The sequence below is a fragment of the Stenotrophomonas sp. Pemsol genome, from assembly GCF_003586545.1.
Classification (GTDB): domain Bacteria; phylum Pseudomonadota; class Gammaproteobacteria; order Xanthomonadales; family Xanthomonadaceae; genus Stenotrophomonas; species Stenotrophomonas sepilia.
Genome location: NZ_CP025780.1, coordinates 4,129,596 through 4,150,041 on the forward strand (window position 1 = coordinate 4,129,596; position 20,446 = coordinate 4,150,041).

Sequence of the window (20,446 nt, forward strand, 5' to 3'; positions counted from 1 at the left end):
CCTAGCCTATTCTCAAATGACATTGCGTGTCACTCCACATCCACTATGAGTCGCTCAATCACAGGATCGACTACTAAAAAGTGGATCGTGTTAGCTACTCTCTCACTGCACATGATTTTCAAGTGGCGTCGCCAAGAGTTCTTTGAGAACGCCAGTTTGAGGCATTGGATGAATCGACGTTAGACTCAAGTGCTTTCCGTAGCAGATCAGGGAGGCAAGGCGCATAACCGTGAGATCAATTCCCTTCATTGTCGCTGCCGCGTTGGCGGGAACTTCGCTGGCTGCAGATGCTTCTGAGGATAACCTCCATAGAGATCCTTACTTTGATCCAGGAGGCGCCGTCAGGTTCAACTATGGCTGGCTCGACTACGGGCCGACCAGCCGCCTGCAGCTTGAACTGCTGCGCGCAGATCTTGACGCTGGAACCGGACCGTTTTCCTTCTCTGCCCAGTACCGCTGGTACGATGGTTTCGACGCCGTGCATCACGCGTACGCGGGCTGGCAGTTCTCCGATGCTACCCAGCTGAAGGTAGGTATCCAGCAAGTCCCGTTCGGGCTGCTCCCTACCGTTTCGCAGAGTTTCTGGTTCGGCTCCGGCTACTACCTGGGCGTCGAGGATGATTACGATCCGGGCCTTATAGTGATTCACCGCAGCGGCAGCACAACTTGGCATCTTGGCTGGTTCTCCGGAGACGAATACGGGTCCGGGGCTCGCTACGATCGCTACTCCTTTGATGTCGCGCAGACCGAGGCGTTGCCGTATCGCGAGCGGCAACGACTGCATGCACGCGTGGAGAGCGCGCGCGACTGGGGCGGCGGCGAACTGTTGCTGGGCGCATCAGCGTTTGCTGGCAAGGTTCAGAACACTCAGACACGGCGTCACTACGGTCATCAGGGCGCGGCCCTCCATGCACAGTGGCAGCGCGATGGTTGGACCGCGCAGCTGCAGTGGGCGCGGTACCGGTATGACGTGCCCGGAGATCGCATCGCAATGTCGGCGTTCCAATCCCCCTTCCAGGTTGCAGCGCAGGCGGATGTGCCAAGCGCCAACATCGCCTATTCGTTCGGCCAGAAGGGCTGGCTGGATGACATCACCTGCTATAACAACCTCAGCATGACCCGCCCGGTCGGGCACCGCGCGGGGCTTCGTGATTCGTGGCAGAACGTGACCGGTTGCAGCCTGCAGAAAGGCATCATGCTCACCTATGTCGACTGGATCGCTGGCCGCAACATGTGGTTTGCTGGTGGTGATGGTATCGGCATCGACGAAGGAGGCCCTTCCAGCTGGCATTCGCGGCTGAACCTCAATATCGGCTTCTACTTCTGATCGGCCTCGCGCAAGCCGCAGGTTCTTCCACCCAATAACACGGAGGTATCCATGCAGAGCACGGCTCCGCAACATCCCCCCGTTCGCCAGCGGATCCTTCCGCAGGTGTTCATTCCCACGGCAGCCATCGTCATCGCGCTGCTCGCGCTTGCCGCCTTCGCGCCCGAAATGGCCACGCGGTGGTTCACCGCGGCCAAGTCATGGGCCGCCAATGATGCAGGTTGGTTCACCATCCTTGCAGTAGCCGGCTTCCTGGTCTTTGTCGTCGGCGTCGCCATCAGCAGTTACGGCCGCATCAAGCTCGGCCCTGACCACAGTACGCCGGACTACAGCTACGGCTCCTGGTTCGCAATGTTGTTCGCTGCCGGCATGGGCATCGGTCTGATGTTCTTTGGCGTTGCCGAGCCCATCATGCACTACGCCACGCCGCCGGTTGGTTCGCCTGAGTCCGCCGCCGCTGCCCGCCAGGCGATGCGCATCACCTTCTTCCACTGGGGCATCCACGCATGGGCGATCTACGCGGTAGTAGCGCTGTCGCTGGCGTACTTTGCGTACCGACACAATCTCCCGCTGCGTGTCCGCTCCGCGCTGTATCCGCTCATCGGCGACCGTATCCACGGCCCGTTGGGACATGCCGTAGACACGTTTGCCGCGCTGGGTACCATCTTCGGCCTGGCCACCTCGCTGGGACTGGGCGTCATGCAGATCAACGCCGGCCTGAACTACCTGTTCGGCCTGGAGGTCAGTACGCTCGCCCAGGTTGGCTTGATCACCGTCATCACACTGGTGGCCACCGGATCGGTCGTGGCTGGCCTGGACAGCGGCGTACGCAGGTTGTCCGAGCTCAACATGATCCTGGCGGCGGCGCTGCTGGCCTTCGTCCTGGTCTGTGGACCCACCGTGCACCTGATGCAGGCACTGGTGCAGAACACCGGCATGTACGTTTCCCAGCTGTTCTCGATGACTTTCAACCTTTATGCCTACGAACCCACCGGTTGGCTGGGTGGCTGGACGCTGTTCTACTGGGGCTGGTGGATTGCGTGGTCGCCCTTCGTTGGCATGTTCATCGCGCGCATCTCACGTGGACGCACCGTCCGTGAGTTCGTGGTAGGGGTGTTGCTTGTGCCGCTTGGCTTCACATTCCTGTGGATGACCATCTACGGCAACACCGCGTTGCACATGGTGCGGGCAGAGGGCATCCAGCAGTTGGTGCAGGCGGTCTCAACCGACAGCTCGATGGCGCTTTTCGAGTTCCTGGAACACCTGCCCCTGACCATGCTGACCTCTTCGCTTGCTGTCATCCTGGTTGCGCTGTTTTTCGTAACCTCAGCGGACTCCGGCGCCCTGGTAATCGACATGCTCACCTCGAAGGGTGAGGAGGAATCGCCGGTCTGGCAGCGGATCTTCTGGGCGCTGCTGGTCGGCGGCCTGGCAATTGCCCTGTTGGTGGCCGGCGGGCTGGAGTCGTTGCAGGCAGCCACCATTGCCAGCGCGTTGCCATTTACGATCGTCATGATCCTGATGTGCTGGGGACTGCTGAAGGCCATGCATCTCGATGCGACCAAGCGCTCGATCCTGCGGGAGGCACGTATCCTGCCGGGCACCAGCGAGGATTGGCGGGCGCGCCTGCGCCTGCTGGCGCACAACCCGTTGAAGATCGAGGTGACCGGCTTCATAGAGCAGCGCGTCATTCCTGCATTGGAAGAGGTTGCGGCTGAGCTGCGCAAGCAGGATCTTCCGGTCCAGGTCTCCAAGGGGGAGGATGGTCGTGCGTGGCTGCAGGTTGGCCATGGCGAGGAGATGGACTTCTTCTACTCCGTACGGCCCCAGCCCTATGAGCCGCCGACGTTCGCCCTGCAGGATCCCCGTCGACCGGTCAGCGAGGGTACCCGTCATTACCGAGCGGAGGTCTATCTGCGGGAGGGCGGGCAGGACTACGACGTCATGGGGTGGACCAAGGTTCAGCTTATCCACGATGTGCTCGATCAGTACGAGCGCCACCGTCAGTTCCTGGACAAGGTGCGCTCGTAGAATCCGTACACAGATGCCGCCCGGAGGAGCGGCATCTGCCTTGGGCCGGGCGTGACCCTGCGTTGACGTGTCCTCGGCGCCCGACCGTGTTATTGATGGCGCAACTGCCCAGGAAGTTGCCCGTGCTCACCAGATTGAGGCTTGCAGCCAGCAAAGTTACAAAGCGGATGTGGTTCCGCTCGACCCTGTATGGCGCCCTGGGCATCATCACGGCGTTGGCCGGCGCGTTCCTGAAGTTCCTCATTCCCACCGGCCTTGCCGCACGGATCGGCGCCGATTCCGTCGGTAACATTCTTGGCATACTTGCCGCGTCGATGCTGACGGTCACCACCTTCTCGCTGTCCACCATGGTCTCGGCCTACGGGTCCGCGTCGAGCAGCGCCACCCCGCGCGCGGCCCGCCTGCTGATCGAAGACACCCGGGCCCAAGGTGCGCTGGCCACCTTCATTGGTGCCTTCCTGTTCTCGATCGTGGGCCTCATCGCGCTCAGCACCGGCATCTACGGAGACAGCGGCCGGCTTGTGCTGTTCGGGGCGACCATCGCGGTCATCATCGTCATCACAGTGACGTTGCTCAGGGCTATCGAGCAGTTCTCACGCTTTGGCCGCGTTGGCGAAACCATCGATCTGGTGGAGCGGGCGACCAAAGCGGCAATGAAGCGCCGCGCCGAGGAGCCTCGACTCGGCGGAGCCAGTGCGGTCCCGGTAGGGGAGGGGGCGGTACTGCTGGTTGGCGATCAGGTTGCGTACGTTGAACATGTGGACGTCGCCCGGATCGACGGCATTGCACGGGAACATGATCTGCGCGTTCATCTGCTCTGCCAGCCGGGTACGTTCGCGACCCCAGCCCGTCCCTTGATAGCCATCGAAGGGAGCCCGCTTCCGGAAGTGCAGAGTGAAGTGATCTCAGCCATTTCCTTCAGTGACGCGCGCTCCATCGAGAATGACCCACGGTTCGGGCTGGTCGTGCTTGCGGAAATTGCCCAGCGAGCCATGTCACCTGCGGTGAACGACCCTGGCACCTGCATCGACGTCATCGGGACCTGTGTCAGGCTGCTCTGTGCATGGGCCAGCCACACCGGGGACGCTGAGACGTGTGATGTGCTCTATCCGCATGTGCACGTGCAGTGCCTCGATGTCCGCGACATGTTCGAGGATGCATTCACACCAATCTCCAGGGATGCGGCCGGCTCGCTGGAGGTCAACATCCGGCTGCAGAAGGCATTCGGGGCGCTAGCACGGTCAGCAGACCCCGCCGTTGTGAACGCGGCAGGAGAGCACGCCCGTACAGCACTGTCCCGAGCTATCCAAGCACTCGAATTCGAACTTGATCGAAAGGCAATTCAAGCCGCGGCGTTGGAGCGATGATCCTGCTGCGAGGTACTCTCAAGCTGGGGACAACCTGTGGCAGCTGGTTGAATTGGGCTTGCTAGCGAGCGTGAGTTGGTACCCGGGCGGTTCAGCCCTTGCTTGCGCGCAACCCTAAGTCCAGGCGCTCAGCGATGCCCTGCGGGCCGATGTCTCCAGCGCGATTGACAAGCACTACGACGGTTCGCCGCAGCGAACGAACGTGTCGGATGTATCCCGTAAAGCCTGCCGTCCCGCCGCCATGCCCCACCACGTCGCCGTCCTCAGCCAACTCCCAGCCAGCGCCCCAGCTGGCTGTGGTACCGTCGGCAAGGCGTGTGCCGCGCCACATCTCACGCAGCAATGTATGGGGCAGCAGATCGCCCCGGTCCAGCGCTACGGCGAAACGTGCCATGTCGTCGATGCTGGCGAGCAGCCCTCCAGCAGCCCAGGCGGAGCCCGGTGCGGTGAGGGGCGGATCGAGCCAATGTCCATCCTGGTAGAGGTGTCCTTGGGCAATGCTGCGGCGGTCGCCGGTGCGACGGGGCCCGGCATCGCGCATGTCCAGCGGCCCCAGGATTTCGTCCTGCAGAAACTGCCAGTAGTCCATGCCCGTCACCCGCTCAATGGCAAGGCCGAGAAGTATGTAGTTCGTATTCGAATAAGCGAATCGTGTTCCTGGGGCGAACTCGAGGGGCGCTTTCCCGACCATTGCCAATAGTTCTCTAGGCGCAGGATCCATCGGCATCAATTCGAGAAAGTTGCGCTCGTTCAGGTAGTTCGGAATGCCGGATGTATGGCTCAGCAGGCGCGACAGTGCAATGGGCTCCCATGCCACTGGTAGTGCATCCAAGTAGCGTCCTATAGGGGCGTCCGTATCAAGCCAGCCCCACTGCCGGAGCCGGAACACCAGCAGGGCAGTGAATACTTTGGTGATAGAGCCGATTTCGAACACGGTATGCCGATCGACCCGCGCGGCGCTGGCATCCCTGCGCAGTCCCGCAGTGCCTGTTTCGGCGACCCGTCCTCGCTCCACGACGACTGCAGCCATTCCCGGCTGGTGCTCAGCCTCAAGCAGGGCCGTCAACGACTGGCGGCTCCCAGACAGTCGCCTGCTTGCTCGGACGCCAGGCACAATCAGCCCAGCACCTGCGGTGAGCAGGGCGGTACAGAGGCGGCGTCGTGTCGGGGCGTTCGGCATCGGCGATGAGTTGTTGGCTCCGTAGGTGGCGATGATATAGGGACAATGACAGCCACGACTATTGACGGACCCTTTCCAACGCGCCGACTTTCCCCGTCTCTACGGATGGCATTCGCTGTGCACGCGATGAGGCGGTCCCACGTCGTCGGGCCGGCTGGGAGCTCAAGATCGGGAGCTTAGCCGCGAGGCCAACCAACCTTGAAAACGCGGATGCAGCTCGACAGTCTCGGATACCGCCACGTCTTCGCGCTTCTGCCGGAATACCGCAACGGCGCCGGAAAGTCCACGCCCAAGCAGTGACAGCTTCAGGCCCCTTCCACGTTGGTGGACGTTTCAGGCTCCGGCGTTGCAAGACCGATGAAGCCGAACGGTGCACGGAAGGCGGTCGAGTAGCCCGCAAACAGGGCGATGCCGGGAGCGAGATCGTACGTTGCCCCGAAGTGGGGAGACACATGGCTGAGGGTCTTGCCGTTGGCCACGCCGATATTGCTGTTCTCGACGGACTTCAGCGACGTCCAGCGCAGGGCGCCGGTACCAGCTTGAGCCGGTCGATCGGGTATATCACCGCCTGCACGTACGCACCGCGCGTATCCAGATCGAAGTCCCAGTCGCGCAGGGTAGCCTGGCGCTGGCGCTGCACGGTGCGGTAGCGCTGGACGATGTTGTCCTGCCATTGGCCATCCACACCAGCATTCACCACCAGCTCGGCCAGCGCGGTGTCCGGCCGCCAGGTGGCATTGAGGATCGGGCCGCGCTGGGTTTCATCGTTGAACTGCTCCTGCTGCGCGCCGCCCTCGGTGAAGGTGACCCAACGTAGGCCTTGGCGGGGGCTGGCATACATCCGGTCAGCTCACCTTCCACAGCATGTATGCGGCAGTAATGAAGATCAGTACTGCAAATACCGTGTTCAGGGCTCCACGATAGCTGGCAAGCTTCGTCGAAGTTGCTGCTCCTGCAGTACCGCCAGCCATTCCGGCAACGACGAAGACTGCCGCGAGCTTCCAGTTGATCAGACCTGCATGCGCGTAGTTCAATGCGGTGGTCATGCCAAATGCGGCGACGGCGACGAGCGAGCTTCCGACGGCGGCGATGATCGGCATTCCCGTCGCGGCCACCAGTGCGGGCACGATGAGGAACCCTCCGCCAATTCCAAAGAAGCCGGAAAGCCCGCCGGCGGTGGCGCCCAGCCCAATCAGTGCGGCCGCGTTGCGTCTGCCGAGCCGAGCGTCCGCGAAGCCAAGCGTGTTGCGCCTGCGAAGCATGGCGATGCCGACAATGATCATGACCACAGCAAACAGCGCCAACAGCCTCTTGCCGTCGAACGCCTTGCCCAAGCTGGAACCCAGGTAGGCGCCCGCGATCCCCGCCAGGGCGAAGACCGAGGCACAGGGCCAACGAACATTCCCTCTACGGGCATGTATCACCAGATTCGACACCGCATTGACCGCCACTGCCAGGGCGCTGGTGCCGATAGCCACATGCGGATCTTCCACTCCGACCACGTAGAGCATCAGTGGTACCGCCAGGATGGATCCGCCCCCGCCAACCACCCCGAGCACGAAGCCGACCAGGACGCCAGACAGGCCGCCCAGCACCCACTGCAGCAGAGATAGCGTTTCCATATGTCAGCCGCCGGACGCCGGTCCTTGCTGCAGCCGTGTTGCGATGGAGGAAAGGTCATAGCCTGCGTCCGAAGCAACAGACAGGACGTCGGCAAACGCCGCTCCATTGTGAACGACTTCCGACAGCGCCCAAAGCATCGCAGCACGGGTGCCGGTTCTGCAGTAGGCGGCAACAGGGCGCGGCAGCGCGTCGATCAACTTGGCAAAGGTCTTCACCTGATCATCGGTAATGACGCCAGGCACCACCGGAAGATAGGCAAACTGCATGCCCGCCTGGTGGCAGGCAGCCTGCAGCGCATGGTGACTGGGCTGCTCCGGCTGTTCGTCGTCGGGCCGGTTGCAGATCACGCTCGCAATGCCCTGCTCCTTCAGGGCTTCAATATTCCCTGGCAGGAGCTGGCCGGACACCTTGAGGCTGGCAGATAGTGGCTTGAGGTTCATGGTTGTCCCGTAGTTGTAGTGGGGCGATGAATGAGGCCATGCAGGAGCACACCAGCGATCATTGCCGTGGCGAAGATGATCGCGAAGGGCTGGCCGGTTCCCAGCAACGCAATGGCTGGGCCGGGGCACACACCAGCCAGTCCCCAACCCAGGCCGAATATCGCCGCACCAATGACCAAGCGCCGATCGATGATGCGATGGGTGGGAATGTGCAACGATGCGGCAAGCAGTGGTGTTCTGCGGGCGCGTATCCACAGGTAGGCTGCGCCGGAAGGAATCAGGGCGCCCAGCATGACCAGCGCCAGGGAGGGGTCCCAGGCGTCGCTCACATCAAGGAAAGCAAGCACGCGAGCTGGGTTGGCCATATCGGATACAACCAGTCCCAATCCGAAGAGTGCGCCGCACAGGAACGCGGCGAGACGGATCATGCCGGGCCCCCGGCCACAATCTGTACCAGGGTTGCCGTAGCCATGCCCATGAGCATGAACACGCAGGTCGCCACTAGCGATCGCGGCGATGCCCGGCCCAGGCCGCAGACACCGTGCCCACTGGTACAGCCAGCGCCAAGGCGGGTTCCGTAACCCACCAGCAGTCCGGCAGTCACCAATACCACTGCTCCGTTTGCGGACAGCGCCGGCAGTGGTATTGGCCTTGCCGCCAATGCCAACCCTGACGCCAGGCCAAGTCCTGCCAGGAACAGAGCAGCACTGCCGCGTTCGGCGTCACCGGACATGCCCAGTGTCCTGGCAAGCAGACCCGAGATGCCGGCAACGCGGCCGAGAAGGACTAGATAGGCTCCGGTCGCTGCTCCAATCATGGCGCCGCCAGCGAGCGGCCAATACCAAGCCAGATGAGAGAGCGTCATAGCAGGTCCACCGGCAGCTTGAGGTAGCGCACGCCGTTGTCCTCGGGTTCGGGCAGATGGCCGGCGCACATGTTGACCTGCACTGACGGCAGGATCAGCCGTGGCATCGGAAGCGTGGCATCACGAGCCTCCCGCAGTTCCACAAACATGGCTTCGCTCACGCCCTCGTGCACATGCATGTTTGTTGTCCTTTCGGCACCGATGGTTGTTTCCCATGCGAAATGGTCCCGGCCGGTGGCTTTGTAGTCATGGCACAGGAATACGCGGGTGGCGTCGGGTAGGGACAGCAGGCGCTGGATCGAGCGATACAACTGGCGAGCCGAACCACCTGGAAAGTCGCATCGGGCGGTGCCGTAGTCCGGCATGAACAGCGTATCTCCAGGAAACACGGCGTCGCCGATCACGTACGCCAGACAAGCGGGAGTGTGGCCTGGCACGTGCAGCGACATCGCCTGCAGATTACCGATTCGGAAGGAGGCACCGTCGGCGAACAGGCGATCGAACTGGCTGCCATCCCGCTTGAATGCAGTACCGGCATTGAAGACCTTGCCGAAGGTTTCTTGGACTGCGGTGATGTGTTCGCCAATAGCCAGCGCGCCTCCCACCTGCTCCTGCAGCCATGGAGCCGCGGACAGGTGGTCGGCATGCGCGTGGGTTTCCAGCAACCATTGCACCTGCAGGCGCTCGGCACGCACGTAGTCCACCAACGCCGATGCGGAGGAAGTGGACGTGCGGCCTGCGGCCATGTCGAAGTCCAGGACGCTGTCGATGACGGCGCACGCTGAAGAAGTTGGATCGCGTACGACGTGGCTGGCAGTGAACGTAGCAGGATCAAAGAACGTCTTCACGGAAGGCGAGGGAAGCAGGCCGGCACGCGCATCGCTGACTAGGCGCACAGCCTGCTCCAGGGGGGCGTCTGTCTCTACGGATGGGATCATGACTGGCTCCAGGAGGCTTCGTGGCCTGAGAATTACATAGTTACGTAATATGTGCAACTATTGAAACATGCTAGATTGAACGGGTTACCCATGGTGTTCGCATCACCTCAGCCGCCCAAGTTGCCATTGCCTGTGACCAGCCCCCCATTCAGCCCGTCTGACCTAGCCACGATGAAGGAGCGCGTGCCCGAAGTGGCCGAGTTGCTGCGCTTCATGGCCACCCCCTCGCGCCTGTTGCTGCTATGCCAGCTCGCGCAAGGTGAAATGACGGTGGGCGGACTTGAGGACGCAACTGGCATTCGACAGCCGGCGCTCTCCCAGCAACTGGCCGAACTCCGCCAACGAAAGCTTGTAGCGACCCGGCGGGAATCGCGGTCGATCATCTACCGCATGGCAGACCCGCGCGTTGCAGCACTGCTGGGCGCGATGCATGGGATTTTCTGTGCGGACGATGCATCAACTTGAAGTGGCCTAAGGCGTCCTAGAAGGTACGAGCTAGACTCACTGACCTAGGGGAATTTAGGCCATTGGCGTAGTCTGCCCCAAAACCAATTGACCGCAGCAGGCTCGAGGTCTGCTGCGGCCTAGGGATGTTTATCAGGGATGGGGTGGATGTCTGCTTATGGCCGGAAGCGGACATCGCCTCCCGCATTAACCCAACCCTAGAACTTCAGCCTCACGCCACCGTTCACCACAAACCCTTCCAGCGGCGCCCATGCTTCCACGGTCCACTGGCCATCGTCGGCGCGGCGAGGACGCAGCATCGGGTTGTAGCCGCTCTGGCGGACGTTGAGGATGTTTTCCAGGTTGAGGAACAGGCTGACTCTTCCCAGCACGATCTCTCCCAGTGCACCGACCTCCAGATACGGCCGGCTGCGTCGACGCCAGGGATTGTCATCAAGCGCCTGGATGCCGGTGTAGTAGGCTTCCAGGCCTATGCGGCCACGGTCATGCTGTTCCCACATGGCAACTAGGCCTGCGCTATGCCGGGGTGTGAGTGAAACCAGGCGGCGGCCGGTGCCCTCCTCACCAGGTTCGCGCGCATCGGTGTAGACATAACTGCCGGTCACCGTGATGTCCTGCCAGCGATAGCGCAGCAGCAACTCACTACCCCGGGTGCGGGTGACGCCCGCCACATTGACCAGTTGCACACGTTCACCCGGCGCGTTCGCAGATTCCACCAGGCGTACCGCATGGTCGATATCGGATGCGAACACGCTGAGGTTCATCTCCCAGGGGCCATGCACATAGCCTGCATCGATGGACCCGGTTGTAGCGATTTCCGCGCGGAGGCCGGTGAGCGGCTCCAGGCATGACAGGCCAGCGGCCTCGATCTGTTCGACGAAGGGCGTAGGCGCATAGAAGCCTCTGCCGATCGAAGCGCGCAGGGTCCACTCGTCAGGGCGGAACAACAGTGACACGCGCGGGCTGAAGTGCCCGCCGTAGACGCTGTGGTCATCCCAGCGCGCACTGCCGGAAAGTGTGAGGTCATCGCGCAGCGCCTGCTCTGCCTGCACGAACAGGGCGGGCACGGTGTAGCGGTAATCAAACTGCGGGTATCGGGCGGAATGGAACCGGTCCTGCTGCGCGGCAATACCCACCAGCCAGCTGGTGGCGCCTATGCCGGACGCATAGCTGATTTCCGCAAATCCGGTCTGATGGGTGTCGTTGTCCTGGTCAGGGCCGTACCCGTGGTCGTGATCGGTGAACATGGCCGACGCGCGCAGCTGCAGGCGGTCGCTCTCGCGCATTGGAACATCGACCACCGCGCCGGCATCAACGCGCTCCGTGCGCTGCGTGAGAGCGAAGGGCTGCCCGTCGGGTGCCCGTTGACCGGGCAGTGTTCCGCCCAGCCGGCTCTCGCGCGTTGCGCCTGCCGTCAGCAGTGCACGCGCTCCGTTTTCCGATTCCCAGAACAACCGCGGCCGGACCGCGGCACGCTCGTAGCCGGGAATGTCAGCCCAGCCGTCTCCGTCCAGGTCCTGGCGATGGTAGCCACCCACCACCGAGAGGCCCCAGTGCTCGGCCAGCGGCCCTGCTGCGTAGCCGGTTACGTCCTGCCCGCCACGGCTGGTGGCATTGAGCAGCATTTCGGCCTCGGCGGTTTCCTTGGGCCGGCGCGATATCAGGTTCACCACACCGCCCAACGCTGCCGGACCGTACAACGCCGACGCGCTGCCCTTGATGATCTCGACACTGCCAAGGTCGGTCGGGGGAATCTGCAGCAGGCCGATGGACGATGACTGGCCGCCGTACAGCGGCAGACCATCGGCCAGCAGCTGGGTATACCGGCCGCGCAGGCCCTGGATGCGGATGTTGGATGCGCCCATGCCCGGCGAGGTGTTCTGCACCCGCACGCCCGCCGTCTCCGCCACAAGCATGGAGACGTTGCCCGGCGACATCAGCAGCTTCTCTTCGATCTCTTCCTGCGATACGACGTCTACCCGTATCGGTTCGTCGGAAACGCGGCGCCCTGACCGGGTTGACTGCACCACCACCGCATCCAGCTCCACGGCCTCATCGTGGTGGTCGTCGTGCGCGGCGGGCGGTTCATGTGCATTGGCCGGGGCAACGGCGGACAGCAGGGGGGCGCTCAGCGCCAGGGCAAGCGGATGGGGCAGCAGGGTCATGGGTCGTCAGGGCGGCAAGGCCGCGCGGTGGCGAAGTAGCCCGGCGTTGTAAACCTTGATGCGGCTACAAGGTCAAGCGGCAGGCTGCGGCTGAAGGGCTTCCAACACCCTGCAGTCGGCCACGCGGCCGCCCGGGCAATTGCCGATCATCCGCTCCAGCTCGCCCTGCAACGCCTGCAGGTCCTGGATCCGGCGCGTGATGTCTGCGATGTGCGCTTTCACCACATCGTCCACCGAACTGCACTCGTGCTCCCGCTGTTCACCAAAGGCAATCAACTCGCGGATCTGTTCGATGGAGAAGCCAAGCTCGCGGGCGCGGCGCACGAACGACAGGCGCCTCTGGTCCTGCGCGCCGTAGTAGCGGTAGTTGCCCTCCGAGCGCAGCGGCGGCTGCAGCAGGCCGATCTTCTCGTAATAGCGGATGGTTTCGGCCTTGGTGCCGGTCTGGCGGGCCAGCTGGCCGATGGTGAAATGGCTGGGCATGGGCTTGACCTTGTAGTGGCTACAGGGTTGATAACGACTATCCCATCCTTTTTCAAGCCCGGCCACAGCCTGGCGGGAGACATCCATGGACCACTGCTGCGGCCACAAGCGACAGGAACTGGAAGCGCTGGCCCTTCACAGTGCGCAGCGGCGCGTGCTGGTGGCGGTACTCATCATCAACCTGGCGATGTTCTTCATCGAGTTCGGCGCGGGCATCGTGGCGCACTCCAGTGCCCTGCAGGCCGATGCCGTGGACATGCTGGGCGACGCGATCGTGTACGGCCTGAGCCTGTGGGCAGTGAACCGGGGGGCACGCTGGGAGGCCGGTGCGGCCCTCGCCAAGGGGCTGCTGATCCTGGCCTTCTTTGTCTTCATCGTGGTGGAGGTGGTCAGCAAGCTGATCCACGGCGTGCCCCCTTCCAGCGGCTTGATGCTGGGGTTCGGAGCCATCGCGCTGGTGGCCAACCTGGTGTGCCTGGCACTGTTGTGGCGGTTCCGCGCGCTCAACATCAACATGAAAAGCACCTTCGAGTGCTCCCGCAATGATGTCGCCGCCAACATCGGTGTGCTGGTGGCTGCCGGTGGCGTAGCGCTGACCGGAAGCGGCTGGCCAGACATCGCAGCAGGCGCGGTGATCGCATTGCTGTTCCTGAAATCCGCGCTGGGCGTGATCGGCGAGGCGTGGCCCGCGTGGCGTGCAGCGGTGAAGTAGCAAGGCGTTGGGGCAAGCGCTGGTTAGAACTGTGCCGAGCGGATGTCGGCTTCTGGCTGGAAGCGGACGTCGCTCTCTAGCCGAGCAGGCATGGTCTCTAGCGTGGCAGTCCTTGCGGGCTAGAAACCGAGTCAGCGGTAGCGCCGCATGCATTAGGCTCATTGGCGCCTTTCTCTTCGCGTACGTGATCAGCTTGGACTGTCTAATCGGCTATATGAACTGTCTAGAAGATGTGGGGACACAGAAAAAGCCCGCAGCTTGGCGCATACGGGCTTTCCATCACGGCGTTACTTCTCCCCTTGGGGAGTGTTACGAATTCACTTCGGCGCGGAAGGCAATCTCGATCAGCTGTTCAGGGAAGGCGAGCGCGGACACTCCGATGAGGTTGCTGGCCACCTGGGGGACAGCCTGACCGTAGACGGCTGGCCTGACCTTGCCGCTAGCGGCAAACGCGGCCGGTACATCGATTACGAAAAGGGTTTCTTCCACCACATCCGCCAGCGATGCACCCAGCTCGGCCAACAACACCTGGGCGTTCGCATAGGTGCGCTTCATCTGCGCCTCCATGGTGTCGAAATTGGCAGGCTTCCCATCAGCCCCCAGAGCAGCCGGAGCTACCAGCTGACCCTCCGGCGTGTGCGAGAGCTGGCCCGAGACGAAGATCGAATTGTTCACGCGAACGGCCTGCACGTATCCATAAGCCGATTCCCACGGCACGCCAAAGCTGGCCGTCTTGCGGTTGGAGGCGCTCATTTCGTTGTCCTTCCTGTGTAGAAGGCACCAGTCTGCCGGTAGGCGAGGTTGCCTACCTGCCCCGAAAGGGTGATACGAGAGCGTCTGCTCAGGCGGCGGGTGTCCGCTTCTGGCCGGAAGCAGAGATCCAGGCACTCAGTCGCTCAGAAGTCGCCGGCGCCACCCCTGAAGCGTTAGGTATTCAGCTGAGGGATCTTCGCGAATTCCTCAGCAATGAAGTCCATGAAGACGATGGCTCTCTTCGACACCAACCGATTAGCTGCGTATACGATCTGCATGGGCACCGGTGGTGCAGAGAACTCATCGAGAACGGTCTGCAGATCACCAGACCTGAGCCCTTCTTCGAACAGCCAAGCGGGCCCTTGGCCTATGCCAAGGCTCGCGCGCACCGATTCACGTGATGCCTCCGGCGAGTTGACGCGAATCCGGCCGGAGACCGGTATCTCCACCTCCTTGAAACGCCATGTGGCCCCTGATGCAAGCAGGGTGTAGAGGACGCAGTCGTGCTGTGTTAGATCAGACGGCACCTCAGGTATCCCTCGCTTGGCCAGATAGTCCTTGCTCGCTACGCACACGCGCTTGAAGGACCCGATACGCCGCGCGCGCAATGAGCTGCTGTCAAGATGACCGATACGGATGGCCAGCTCCGCGCCTTCGTCCAGCAGATTAACGAACCGGTCGCTGATCTGGAGATCGAGTTCCAGATCGGGATACCGCTTCAGGAAGCCGGGTACCAAGGGCATCACGTACATGTGGGACAGCGCCGTCGGACACGCCACCCGCAGTAGCCCCGACGGCATGACGTTCTCGCGCAGGGACATTTCCGATTCGGAGACCGCATCGAGTATTCGGCGGACCTCCGTGTAGTAGCGCTCACCTTCCGGGGTCAATACGAGCTTGCGCGTGGAGCGGTTGAGCAAGCGTGTCTGCAGATGGTCCTCCAATGCAGCCACATAGCGGCTGACGTTGGGCTGCCCGATACCGATGTCGCGGGCCGCAGCCGAGAAGCTGCCGGTTTCGACCGCCCGCGCGAAGCAGGTCATGAGCAGAAAACGATCCATCCAGCCCTCCGAGCTATGCGTCTGTCGCATAAATGCTATGCGCGGAACTGGTCTTATGGCAATCGGAGCATAGGTGCATGCTTTCCGCCAACGAAGATCCGCCACTCCGGCGAATCCAAACCTGACCCCCAAGGAGCATCCCCATGTCCCGTCTTACAGGCAAACGTACCCTCATCACCGGCGGCACCAGTGGCATCGGCCTGGAAACCGCCAGGCGATTCGTGGCCGAAGGCGCTCGCGTGATCGTTACCGGCGTCAATCCGGACTCCATCACCAAGGCGAAGGCGACCCTCGGCGGTGACGTTCTCGTCCTGCGGGCCGACTCCGGCAGCATCGCCGCGCAGCAGGAACTGGCCCAGGCCGTACAGGCCCATTTCGGCCAACTGGACGTCGCATTCCTCAACGCGGGCGTGGCGGTCTGGGCACCGATCGAACAGTGGAGTGAGCAGGCGTTTGATGCCTCCTTCGACATCAACGTGAAGGGTCCATATTTTCTCATGCAGTCGCTGCTGCCGGTCTTCGCGACGCCTGCGTCGGTGGTGTTCAACACCTCCGTCAGCGCCCACGTGGGCGCGGCCCAGTCCTCCGTCTACGCCGCGACCAAGGCTGCGTTCCTGAGCATGACCAAGACGCTTTCGGGCGAACTGCTCGGGCGTGGAATCCGCATCAATGCCGTCAGTCCCGGCCCGGTCCAGACGCCGCTCTACGACAAACTCGGCATCCCCGATGCCTATCGTGCGCAGGTCGACCAGGACATCGCAGCGAGCATTCCGCTGGGGCGCTTCGGCACGCCAGAGGAAATCGCCAACGCCGTGGTGTACCTGGCCTCCGATGAGTCGAGTTGGACCGTCGGCTCGGAAATCGTGGTCGACGGCGGACGCATGCTAAACGGCTGAGTGCGTCCTAGTCCCAAGAGGAGGCGGCCTGGACAGGTCGCCTCTGGGTCAGACTCCAACCCGACACACATGGCAGGCGCGTGTTTCCACTCACGCTGGCCATGGCGGACCTCGCCCCGGCGTCTGCCCTGACCCTGCCCCTGGCCGCCGACCGTGTCCGATCCATCCAAGCCCTCGCCTTCTGGTGCATATCGCCATGTCCGAACCCATGTTGAAGCTCATCAGCCATCCCCTTTGCCCCTTCGTGCAGCGCTCAGCCATCGTCCTGCTCGAAAAGGGCGTCGCGTTCGAGCGGATCCAGGTGGACTTGGCGACCAAACCCGACTGGTTCCTAGCGCTTTCGCCCACCGGAAAAGTTCCGCTGTTACTGGTCCGCAGGCCCGACGGCACTGAAGTGACCATCTTTGAGAGCATGGTGATTTGCGAGTACCTCGAGGAATCCCAGAGCGGCGCACCGATGTACTCAACAGATCCGCTAGCGCGTGCCCGCCAGCGGAGCTGGATCGAGTTTGCCGGCTCGACGTTGTCCGATGCATGGCAGTTTCTGCACGCCACCGATCGCCTCACGGCTGAGACAAGGCAGGCAGCCCTTAGAACGAAGCTGGAGCGGCTCGAGAGCGAGCTCGGCGCTGGTCCGTACTTCGACGGCTTCCACTTCAGCATGGTCGATGCCGTCTTCGCGCCGATCTTCCGCTACTTCGGAATGCTAGATCCGGCCTTATCAGGCCGCGTCTTCCACGAGCTACCTCGCGTGGACGCATGGCGTTACGCACTGGCTGATCGGCCCAGCGTGATCCATGCCGTCGGCGCGGACTACGGATCGAGGCTTCGGGAATACCTCCAGCAACAGCGTTCCATACATCTCGACTAATCGAAAGAAGCACAACGATTTCCGCTTCGGGTCTCAGGCCGACTACTTTGACCGGCCTCACGCCGACACTGGAATCTCTTAACAGGAGACTCCCATGCGCTCTCGACGCACGCCGTGGAACAAGGGGAAGCTGGTTGGCCAGAAGGCGCCGCTCCGGCTCAGCGACATTTGGTCCATTCGGGTCAGGCTACAGCTTGGTAAGAACGCCCGGGATTTGGCTCTATTCAACCTAGCGATTGATTCAAAGCTCCGGGCATGCGATCTCGTCAGCTTACGGCTGCGAGACGTATCGCTCGGTGCGGCAATTGCAAAGCGGGCAATCGTGCTGCAACGGAAGACTGATCGACCGGTGCAGTTCGAGCTCACAGACTTAACCAGAACCTCGGTTGCCGAGTGGGCCCGGCAGGCCCAGATTGTGCCGGGAGCCTACTTGTTTCCTGGTAGAGCCAAACGCGCCGGACATCTGTCGACCAGACAGTACGCTCGTATCGTCTCATCGTGGGTCACTGCCATTGGCCTCGACCGACACAGCTACGGCACCCACAGCATGCGCAGGACGAAAGCATCTCTAATATATCGGCGCACAAAGAACCTGCGGGCCGTCCAGATTCTTCTGGGCCACACTAAGCTCGAGAGCACGGTGCGCTACCTCGGGATCGAGGTCGAGGACGCGCTGGAGATGGCCGAGCAGACGGAAGCCTAGGTAGCAAACGGGTCCCAGGCGGCCTGTGAGTTCTGCTCCCAAGGCCGCTTTCGACCCAAAGGCGACATGCCCTGGTATCGAGTAGGAATCGCCCCTGAGACGAGACCTTCCGTCGATCGATGTGAGCGCTATTGATGCTCACCGCGCAGTTGCTAAGCTGCGCGGGTCGGGATGCTCTGGGGACAGCCATGTCGTTAGCGAAGAAGGCGGTCCGGCCGTGGCTGGCTGTTCTGCTGTGGATCCTGGCTGTCGCGCAGGGTACCGCGGCGGAGGCGCCGGCCAATCCAGCGGCGTGGGGCGTGTCTGCGTAGGTCGCGGGCAACTCCTGGAAAGGCGACCAGGGCGCCGTGGCGTGGGCCTGAGAGGCCGACGGCGCGCTGAAACAGTCGGACGCCGGCTCGACCAGCATCATCCGGCTGGGCGAACAGCCGGGGCAGCTGGTCCAGGAAAGCGGTGCGCTGTACACCTACGACGGATATGTTGCTGCGGACGGCTCGGTGCTGTGGCTGCGGCGCGGCCCGTTCAAGACGCCGATGCTGCTGTCGCTGAGGGACGGCCGAGTGGTGGCGGAGTCGGTCACGATCGATGACGCCCGCCGGGTGGTGAAGGTCACAGGCACGCGGACCTACGGGCCACTCGCGCAGACGGCATCGGCGCCGGTCTCCACAGGGCGTTCAGTGGTCGTGCCGCCACCGGCCGCGTCGTTAGCCGCCGATGTCATGACAGCGGGCAGGGTCGCCGCACGCTCACCCGCCGCGACGTCGGCTCCACCGTCCGCTTCCCTGCCACCGGCGCCAAAGTCAGGCCCACGCACCCTGTCCGAGGCCGACTTGGCGAGGCTGCGCGAGCGCATGCAGAGCGACAAGGCGCGGCGCGCGCAGGCGTTGAGCCAGGAGCAAGCGGCGGCCGAACAGCTGCGCCAGCAGATGGAGCAGATCCAGCAGATGGCCACCCTCGAGGCGGAAGCCTGGGAGGACGAGGAATCGTCCGCATCCGCACCGAACCTGGCCGAGGTGTTCCTCACCACGCTCGGCAACGAGATGGCCAAGAACCAGGCTGAGCGCGAAGCGCAGGACGCCTTCATACGCGATCTGCAGCGCCAACAGGCGGCCGCCGCAGAGCGTCGCCAGCGCGAAGAACAACGCCGTCGCGCAGAGGCCGAGCGCGCCCGGCAGCCGCAGTACGCTTATGCCCCGTCGCCGACGGCTCCTGCGGTGCCGGATGCGGCCGAGCAGGCGCGGCAGACCCAGGCCGCCGCGCGCGACCGCGAACTCGCCACGCAGGCGGCGGCGGAGCGGCAGCGCCTGCAGCAGCTGCGCTCTCAGCAGCAAGCGGCCGCGCCCACGAAGGCGCCCGCCGCGGCTACTGCGGCGGGTAGCGCGTCGTCCCCCGCGGCAGTCAAGCCGCTTAGGTTCATCCTGACTATCGGCCTGCTCAACATGCCGGGCGATACCGTCAATCCCACCTGCTACTCCAACTGCATCACCCGGCCGGGACCGCCGGGATGGAGTGCACCGGGCTTTCTTCCCCAGGGCTCGGGCGAGCAGGCACGCGCGGCGGTGTACGCGTTGAAGGACGCCTTCATCGCCCGGTGCCGCGCCAGCGCCCGAGAGATCACCAGCGATGGCAACTTCAACTACGTCTGGAACCAGACCAGTAGCGACGAGCAGACCCTGCAGGGCGTGCGACCGCGCTTCCGTGAAGACGTGTCGGTGTCGCTGTGACGCCACGCGCCGCACCCGCTTCCCATCGAGAAAATTCATGATCAGACCCGCCCTCGTGCTAGGTATGGCGCTTTCCGCTGTGTCGCTGTCGCTATCACCGGTCGCCCTGGCCCAGTCCGCGCAGACGGCTGAAGGGGCGCAGGCGTTCCTCGCGGCCATGGCCAAGCAAGGCTTCGCCCGCGCCACGTTCGTCGATGCGCTGGGCCGCCCCAACCACGTCACCGGCACCCACACGGTGGAGGTCAGCCGCATCAAGCTGTCGATCAAGGAAGAGAAGAGCACCGACACGGTGGAGAAATCGCTGGGCGAGTTCCCGGCGCCCGTCCTGTCCTACGGCGACGCCCAGGGCGCCGCCGATGCCTGCACCACCCGCATCGATGGGGTGCAGATGCCGGTTCGAGCACAACAGCACCTCATGGGAGGAGCCTGGGTTCCTAACCTCGGTGACGGTGCTGAAGAATGAGTCGTGGAACTACACGGAAGACTTCAAGAAATTCGCCGGCCCGCACTTTATCGACTGGCGGCAGGCGCAGGTCGTACGCAGCAACGACGGCAGTCTGATCGACGTGCGGGCGAAGGGTCGGGCCTTTCCGACAAACATTCTGTCCTTCGTGCCGGGCGATTCCGAACTTGCCGACCGCATCGAATACGCAGCGAAGTTCTTGCGAATGACCTGCGACGAAGCTGCTGCCACTGGGTTCTGAATTCGGCGGTGGCGTTGCTTTCGAGGAGATGATGTCCGCTTCTGGCCGGAAGCGGACACCTTGCCCGGCGGCTTCCGGGAGGCATCTGTCTGAGGGATACGCTATCTCTAGCAGTCCACCCGAGAGATAGATGCTCGA

General features: G+C 63.1%; 22 protein-coding genes and 1 pseudogene. 11 read left to right on the top strand and 12 right to left on the bottom strand.

Going from position 1 to position 20,446, the window contains the following annotated elements:
• Positions 1 to 229 precede the first annotated feature (229 nt).
• The 3 genes from PEM_RS18985 (at position 230) to PEM_RS18995 (ending at position 4,725) form a co-directional block, all read left to right on the top strand.
• Complete coding sequence (locus PEM_RS18985) at positions 230 to 1,327, top strand: hypothetical protein (protein ID WP_119706138.1); 1,098 nt, start codon at positions 230 to 232, stop codon at positions 1,325 to 1,327.
• A gap of 51 nt (positions 1,328 to 1,378) precedes the next feature.
• Positions 1,379 to 3,358 carry a choline BCCT transporter BetT gene (gene betT, locus PEM_RS18990; RefSeq protein ID WP_049468424.1) on the top strand — a complete coding sequence of 660 codons (1,980 nt, stop codon included), beginning with the start codon at positions 1,379 to 1,381 and terminating at the stop codon, positions 3,356 to 3,358.
• Positions 3,359 to 3,480: 122 nt separating this feature from the next.
• Positions 3,481 to 4,725, top strand: a complete 1,245-nt coding sequence (locus tag PEM_RS18995; RefSeq protein WP_119706139.1) for a DUF2254 domain-containing protein — start codon at positions 3,481 to 3,483, stop codon at positions 4,723 to 4,725.
• Positions 4,726 to 4,816: 91 nt separating this feature from the next.
• Here the strand turns inward: PEM_RS18995 and PEM_RS19000 are convergent, their stop codons facing one another.
• From PEM_RS19000 to PEM_RS19030, 8 genes and pseudogenes are all read right to left on the bottom strand, one after another.
• Positions 4,817 to 5,839: a serine hydrolase domain-containing protein gene (locus PEM_RS19000; protein WP_269767708.1), complete on the bottom strand. Its 1,023-nt coding sequence runs from the start codon at positions 5,837 to 5,839 to the stop codon at positions 4,817 to 4,819.
• 371 nt (positions 5,840 to 6,210) lie between these two features.
• Positions 6,211 to 6,384, bottom strand: a complete 174-nt coding sequence (locus tag PEM_RS20520; RefSeq protein WP_232463067.1) for a TonB-dependent receptor — start codon at positions 6,382 to 6,384, stop codon at positions 6,211 to 6,213.
• 50 nt (positions 6,385 to 6,434) lie between these two features.
• Positions 6,435 to 6,719, bottom strand: a pseudogene (locus tag PEM_RS20525) (TonB-dependent receptor); the annotation flags it as partial.
• A gap of 31 nt (positions 6,720 to 6,750) precedes the next feature.
• Positions 6,751 to 7,512: a sulfite exporter TauE/SafE family protein gene (locus PEM_RS19010; RefSeq protein ID WP_083663114.1), complete on the bottom strand. Its 762-nt coding sequence runs from the start codon at positions 7,510 to 7,512 to the stop codon at positions 6,751 to 6,753.
• 18 nt (positions 7,513 to 7,530) lie between these two features.
• A complete protein-coding gene (locus tag PEM_RS19015) occupies positions 7,531 to 7,968 on the bottom strand; it encodes a TIGR01244 family sulfur transferase (RefSeq protein ID WP_075675697.1) in 438 nt (145 codons plus the stop codon).
• On the bottom strand, positions 7,965 to 8,396 hold the full coding sequence (locus PEM_RS19020; RefSeq protein WP_119706141.1) for a YeeE/YedE family protein: 432 nt from the start codon (positions 8,394 to 8,396) through the stop codon (positions 7,965 to 7,967). Before PEM_RS19020 ends, PEM_RS19015 begins: the two co-directional genes overlap by 4 nt.
• A complete protein-coding gene (locus PEM_RS19025) occupies positions 8,393 to 8,833 on the bottom strand; it encodes a YeeE/YedE family protein (protein WP_119706142.1) in 441 nt (146 codons plus the stop codon). The genes PEM_RS19020 and PEM_RS19025 overlap by 4 nt, the downstream gene beginning before the upstream one ends.
• Positions 8,830 to 9,771: an MBL fold metallo-hydrolase gene (locus PEM_RS19030; RefSeq protein ID WP_239683842.1), complete on the bottom strand. Its 942-nt coding sequence runs from the start codon at positions 9,769 to 9,771 to the stop codon at positions 8,830 to 8,832. The genes PEM_RS19025 and PEM_RS19030 overlap by 4 nt, the downstream gene beginning before the upstream one ends.
• A gap of 171 nt (positions 9,772 to 9,942) precedes the next feature.
• On the opposite strand from PEM_RS19030, the gene PEM_RS19035 reads away from it, so the two are divergent.
• Complete coding sequence (locus PEM_RS19035; RefSeq protein WP_049441866.1) at positions 9,943 to 10,236, top strand: metalloregulator ArsR/SmtB family transcription factor; 294 nt, start codon at positions 9,943 to 9,945, stop codon at positions 10,234 to 10,236.
• 197 nt (positions 10,237 to 10,433) lie between these two features.
• Here PEM_RS19035 and PEM_RS19040 read toward each other — a convergent pair whose 3' ends face one another.
• Positions 10,434 to 12,401 carry a TonB-dependent receptor gene (locus tag PEM_RS19040; protein WP_119706143.1) on the bottom strand — a complete coding sequence of 656 codons (1,968 nt, stop codon included), beginning with the start codon at positions 12,399 to 12,401 and terminating at the stop codon, positions 10,434 to 10,436.
• Positions 12,402 to 12,473: 72 nt separating this feature from the next.
• On the bottom strand, positions 12,474 to 12,884 hold the full coding sequence (locus PEM_RS19045) for a helix-turn-helix domain-containing protein (protein WP_119706144.1): 411 nt from the start codon (positions 12,882 to 12,884) through the stop codon (positions 12,474 to 12,476).
• 85 nt (positions 12,885 to 12,969) lie between these two features.
• Between PEM_RS19045 and PEM_RS19050 the strand changes: the two genes are divergently transcribed.
• On the top strand, positions 12,970 to 13,596 hold the full coding sequence (locus PEM_RS19050) for a cation transporter (RefSeq protein WP_119706145.1): 627 nt from the start codon (positions 12,970 to 12,972) through the stop codon (positions 13,594 to 13,596).
• A gap of 309 nt (positions 13,597 to 13,905) precedes the next feature.
• On the opposite strand, the gene PEM_RS19055 is transcribed toward PEM_RS19050, so the two are convergent.
• Positions 13,906 to 14,349, bottom strand: coding sequence for a Rid family hydrolase (locus PEM_RS19055; RefSeq protein ID WP_032959372.1), 444 nt, complete (start codon positions 14,347 to 14,349; stop codon positions 13,906 to 13,908).
• Between the two features lie 173 nt (positions 14,350 to 14,522).
• A complete protein-coding gene (locus tag PEM_RS19060) occupies positions 14,523 to 15,410 on the bottom strand; it encodes a LysR family transcriptional regulator (RefSeq protein ID WP_119706146.1) in 888 nt (295 codons plus the stop codon).
• Between the two features lie 143 nt (positions 15,411 to 15,553).
• On the opposite strand from PEM_RS19060, the gene PEM_RS19065 reads away from it, so the two are divergent.
• From PEM_RS19065 to PEM_RS19095, 6 genes are all read left to right on the top strand, one after another.
• Complete coding sequence (locus tag PEM_RS19065) at positions 15,554 to 16,306, top strand: SDR family oxidoreductase (RefSeq protein WP_119706147.1); 753 nt, start codon at positions 15,554 to 15,556, stop codon at positions 16,304 to 16,306.
• 196 nt (positions 16,307 to 16,502) lie between these two features.
• Positions 16,503 to 17,177 carry a glutathione S-transferase family protein gene (locus tag PEM_RS19070; protein ID WP_119706148.1) on the top strand — a complete coding sequence of 225 codons (675 nt, stop codon included), beginning with the start codon at positions 16,503 to 16,505 and terminating at the stop codon, positions 17,175 to 17,177.
• A 94-nt stretch (positions 17,178 to 17,271) separates the two neighbouring features.
• Entirely contained in the window at positions 17,272 to 17,880 is a 609-nt protein-coding gene (locus tag PEM_RS19075; protein ID WP_119706149.1) for a tyrosine-type recombinase/integrase, read from the top strand.
• Between the two features lie 497 nt (positions 17,881 to 18,377).
• Entirely contained in the window at positions 18,378 to 19,604 is a 1,227-nt protein-coding gene (locus PEM_RS19085) for a hypothetical protein (protein ID WP_162911603.1), read from the top strand.
• Between the two features lie 37 nt (positions 19,605 to 19,641).
• The gene (locus tag PEM_RS19090; protein ID WP_162911604.1) at positions 19,642 to 20,067 is read left to right on the top strand and encodes a hypothetical protein; all 426 of its coding nucleotides are present in this window, start codon (positions 19,642 to 19,644) and stop codon (positions 20,065 to 20,067) included.
• Positions 20,048 to 20,308, top strand: a complete 261-nt coding sequence (locus PEM_RS19095; RefSeq protein ID WP_162911605.1) for a hypothetical protein — start codon at positions 20,048 to 20,050, stop codon at positions 20,306 to 20,308. Before PEM_RS19090 ends, PEM_RS19095 begins: the two co-directional genes overlap by 20 nt.
• Positions 20,309 to 20,446: the final 138 nt, after the last annotated feature.

What these genes read in the sequence shown, in the direction of transcription:
- PEM_RS19020 (WP_119706141.1), bottom strand. Translation starts at nt 8,396, where the DNA reads ATGATCCGTCTCGCCGCGTTCCTGTGCGGCGCACTCTTCGGATTGGGA.
- PEM_RS19045 (WP_119706144.1), bottom strand. Translation starts at nt 12,884, where the DNA reads ATGCCCAGCCATTTCACCATCGGCCAGCTGGCCCGCCAGACCGGCACC.
- PEM_RS19015 (WP_075675697.1), bottom strand. Translation starts at nt 7,968, where the DNA reads ATGAACCTCAAGCCACTATCTGCCAGCCTCAAGGTGTCCGGCCAGCTC.
- betT (WP_049468424.1), top strand. Translation starts at nt 1,379, where the DNA reads ATGCAGAGCACGGCTCCGCAACATCCCCCCGTTCGCCAGCGGATCCTT.
- PEM_RS19025 (WP_119706142.1), bottom strand. Translation starts at nt 8,833, where the DNA reads ATGACGCTCTCTCATCTGGCTTGGTATTGGCCGCTCGCTGGCGGCGCC.
- PEM_RS19040 (WP_119706143.1), bottom strand. Translation starts at nt 12,401, where the DNA reads ATGACCCTGCTGCCCCATCCGCTTGCCCTGGCGCTGAGCGCCCCCCTG.
- PEM_RS19035 (WP_049441866.1), top strand. Translation starts at nt 9,943, where the DNA reads ATGAAGGAGCGCGTGCCCGAAGTGGCCGAGTTGCTGCGCTTCATGGCC.
- PEM_RS19030 (WP_239683842.1), bottom strand. Translation starts at nt 9,771, where the DNA reads ATGATCCCATCCGTAGAGACAGACGCCCCCCTGGAGCAGGCTGTGCGC.
- PEM_RS19075 (WP_119706149.1), top strand. Translation starts at nt 17,272, where the DNA reads ATGCGCTCTCGACGCACGCCGTGGAACAAGGGGAAGCTGGTTGGCCAG.
- PEM_RS19060 (WP_119706146.1), bottom strand. Translation starts at nt 15,410, where the DNA reads ATGGATCGTTTTCTGCTCATGACCTGCTTCGCGCGGGCGGTCGAAACC.
- PEM_RS19055 (WP_032959372.1), bottom strand. Translation starts at nt 14,349, where the DNA reads ATGAGCGCCTCCAACCGCAAGACGGCCAGCTTTGGCGTGCCGTGGGAA.
- PEM_RS19070 (WP_119706148.1), top strand. Translation starts at nt 16,503, where the DNA reads ATGTCCGAACCCATGTTGAAGCTCATCAGCCATCCCCTTTGCCCCTTC.
- PEM_RS19065 (WP_119706147.1), top strand. Translation starts at nt 15,554, where the DNA reads ATGTCCCGTCTTACAGGCAAACGTACCCTCATCACCGGCGGCACCAGT.
- PEM_RS19090 (WP_162911604.1), top strand. Translation starts at nt 19,642, where the DNA reads ATGATCAGACCCGCCCTCGTGCTAGGTATGGCGCTTTCCGCTGTGTCG.
- PEM_RS19050 (WP_119706145.1), top strand. Translation starts at nt 12,970, where the DNA reads ATGGACCACTGCTGCGGCCACAAGCGACAGGAACTGGAAGCGCTGGCC.